The sequence below is a fragment of the Psychrobacter sp. UBA3483 genome (assembly GCF_002377905.1).
Taxonomy (GTDB): Bacteria; Pseudomonadota; Gammaproteobacteria; order Pseudomonadales; family Moraxellaceae; genus Psychrobacter.
Window position 1 is genome coordinate 1 of sequence record NZ_DFQS01000036.1, and the last position, 3,144, is coordinate 3,144.

The window sequence follows — 3,144 nt, forward strand, 5'->3', positions numbered from 1 at the left end:
ATATATTTTGGGTTTGGTATAACACACCTTTTTCTCAAACTTTTAAGCTGCTCATGCTGCTGGCCATTTGCTCAGCCAGTTTTTTAATGTCAGATTGAGTAGTCATTGCTTATTCTCCTGCTATTGGATTATAAGCAGTTACACAGTTTTTAGGAAAAGCTTCTCAATCTGGCATTAAGTTACTGATTCATTTCGGGTATACCTGAGTGGAAACAGCTATATCACCCTTTAAGCCCATTGATAGACCGTTTAAAATAGACTAATGCAGTAAAACCACTTCAAGCGTACTATTATTACGCCTATAATCTATTGTAAGTATGCCTATGATAAACCGATTTCACTGGTTCGGTACCCTAGTGAGGACTTGAATGGAGTCGTGGATTAGAGAGGTTTAACACGGGGTGTTGAGTTTGGTAAATGCGTAGTACTCGTAGATGACGCTCTTGATAATCGGCGTATCAAGAGGCATTAAACGTAAAGTTGAAACCGACTGTCAGTATCTGGTAGTAAGGTCTAAGTAGTACCTTGTGAGCTGTGACGTGTTCGGGGCATAAGTAGTAAAAAAAGCGTCTACCCGCAACGCATGACAAACACTACAGTATGTTTTCAACCCCCTGTTGTGTAGGTAAGGGGTCTGACACTCGCCCAATCGGTTCCAATAGGTGGTTCTATTCATTTATGACTATAAGAATAGAGAATTATAAATTTAGTAGTCTACAAATCTTATTCAACAAGGTTAATTTGCCAGTTATTGGCTTGAATGACAATATTAATTTTGCGTAGTTTCATCGCCAGGTCATCGGCTTGCTTTTGTAACCCAGCTACTGAGACCATAATATTCCATTTAATTTCACGATGACTATAACGATCTGCCTCAGTGTCGGTCGCTTCAATTGCTTCAATTAATAGTTTGTGGCGCATCTCCAACGCCTCGCGTTCAACCAATAGCGTCAGCATTGATTGATCTTTATCCGTCTTAGCAACTGCATTGGTACGGTGAATACGTTCAATCAAAGTAGATAGCTCAGTAATGACTTGACTAGCCTCAATCATTAGATGACTTGGATCTTCATTTGGCGTATCGCCTTCTTGAACTTTAGCATTACTACGAATACGTCCTTTAATTTGAGCAAGTTTTTTTTGCATATCGCTACGAATAAGTAGGGCTTCTGCGAGTTTCATTTTTAGCTCCTTTTAACACCTTATTAGTATACTGCGTTTATTATGGATGTGTTTGTCCGTAGTATTGTTGGCTGGAAGGTGCCTAATCGTATGAACATCGATATGGTGATGGCAGCGTTAAATCAAGCCATTGCAGACAGAAACAACCCAAAAGACGTTATTCATCGTAGTGATAGAGGCGTTCAGTATTTATCTATTCGTTATACTGATCAGATGGCTGATTCTGGCGTTATTACCTTTGTTGGAACGCGGGTAATTCATATGATAATGCATAGTACGATTGGTTATGTATCACCTTTTGAGTTTGAAAAGCAATATTATGATAGTCTTAATGAGTCAGGCAAAGTTGCCTGACTCAAATAAAACGCTCTCCGATATAGTCGGGGCGGTTCAGATAGCCAACTGGTTTAATATTATTCCGGTATATATGGGGTTAAAAAACGCACTAAGGCAGTGATTATTAAGAGTATTAGAAGAAGGTGTTGATATTTTATAAATCGTTCTGGGATAAATAAACACAGCACAGATACTATAAAAATTCCTATAATTTCAATCAAATTAGATAGACTTTGAGAGCCAAATCCTAGCCCAGTTAATACGACCCACAAAAATGATGGTAAGAATACTAGGCTAAATTTTTTCAATGGTTTATTCATAGGTTAGGCTTATCTTCTATGTGGGCGCAATTTCTATTGCACCGGCAACGGCACAACCCTGATATACTTCGCCTGCGTAAGTTAATATTGCAGTAAGTTCATTTTGATAGCCATTGTCATCGATACAAAGGTTATTTTTTATATTCACAACAATAGGCTGTCCATTGATAGTACTCGCGTATTCGACACCTTCAGTATTGACAGAACCAGAACCCACCACGATAACTGTTGCTGTCGTTGGCTTTAAGAAATTCGCCTCTATACTTAGCTCATTTCCTTCAATCACTATCCGCCAAATTTTTTCTTTAGCGGTGTTTCCAAAAGCAGTAAATGCCGCTGACGCTACCGGCACTTCTATTGTAGGCTGCTTACTCAGATCCGTGGTGTCGGCACGATGGTTATTACAAGCCACTAGAGCTAAGCTGCCCGTTAAGCACATTGTCGTTAGAAGCAAAGAACGCATAATTTTTCCTTTAAATATAATAAGAGAACACCACTATTTAGCAGTGTTCTCTTTGTTTACGTGATGAAATTCAGGTTTTTACTACCATAGGTAGGTTTACGGTAGGACTAGAAGTTAGGGTCGTTACAGGTGGCCTTATTCAGTAACTTACCAACGTACTCTCTATATTAGTAATATTAATATAACATATCTATAAAGGTTGACAGTGTGCGTTGAGATAAAATCGTTTTTTTACTTTTTGAGTGTTTAAAATATGAAAAACTTAACTGCTGCTATTCTAATTGCGCTTCCTGTTCTAATGGTAAGTCCTACAGTAATGGCCGCATCTTCAGATGCAGTGGCTAAAACTGTTGATGTTCAATTTAAAAAAGGCGCTAGTTCAGCTAACTATTATGGGAAATTAAAGGGTAGTAAGTACGATTCCTATACATTTTATGCCAAAAAGAACCAAAAGCTTTCTGTTAAAACAACGGGAGGGAATGTAGATTCTTATTTATTTAATAAGAATCTATCAGATTCTGTCGACGTAGGAGAGTATTCCTCTAAACTAGATAACCAAGGTTATTACACGCTTCCATATTCAGGTAAATATGAACTACGTATTCTTCAGCCACGTTCTCAAGCTTCTAAAGGAAAAACACCTCCATATTGGCTAGAATTATCTATTCTATAGGTATATAAGCTTAATAATGTAGGATGCTCTCAGCTTTTCATGCTACCAGCCATCTGCTGGGCCAGTTTTTTAATGTCGTTTTGGTTAGTCATTGCTTATTCTCCTGTTAGTGGATTATAAGCAGTTAAACAGTTTTTAGGAAACTCCCTTTTTTTGACTGATGCCAAGTC

Annotated in this window: 3 protein-coding genes and 1 pseudogene; 2 read left to right on the forward strand and 2 right to left on the reverse strand. The window is 38.0% G+C overall.

All coding sequences use genetic code 11. The features are described 5' to 3' along the window. Positions 1-723 precede the first annotated feature (723 nt). Positions 724-1,182 carry a DIP1984 family protein gene (locus B2866_RS06005; protein ID WP_025651570.1) on the reverse strand — a complete coding sequence of 153 codons (459 nt, stop codon included), beginning with the start codon at positions 1,180-1,182 and terminating at the stop codon, positions 724-726. Positions 1,183-1,209: 27 nt separating this feature from the next. Here B2866_RS06005 and B2866_RS13250 point away from each other — a divergent pair. Then, positions 1,210-1,393, forward strand: a pseudogene (locus B2866_RS13250) (DDE-type integrase/transposase/recombinase); the annotation flags it as partial. Positions 1,394-1,854: 461 nt separating this feature from the next. Here B2866_RS13250 and B2866_RS06015 read toward each other — a convergent pair. Then, positions 1,855-2,301: a hypothetical protein gene (locus B2866_RS06015; RefSeq protein WP_025651568.1), complete on the reverse strand. Its 447-nt coding sequence runs from the start codon at positions 2,299-2,301 to the stop codon at positions 1,855-1,857. A 253-nt stretch (positions 2,302-2,554) separates the two neighbouring features. On the opposite strand from B2866_RS06015, the gene B2866_RS06020 reads away from it, so the two are divergent. Continuing rightward, entirely contained in the window at positions 2,555-2,974 is a 420-nt protein-coding gene (locus tag B2866_RS06020) for a PPC domain-containing protein (RefSeq protein ID WP_296191581.1), read from the forward strand. Positions 2,975-3,144 lie beyond the last annotated feature (170 nt).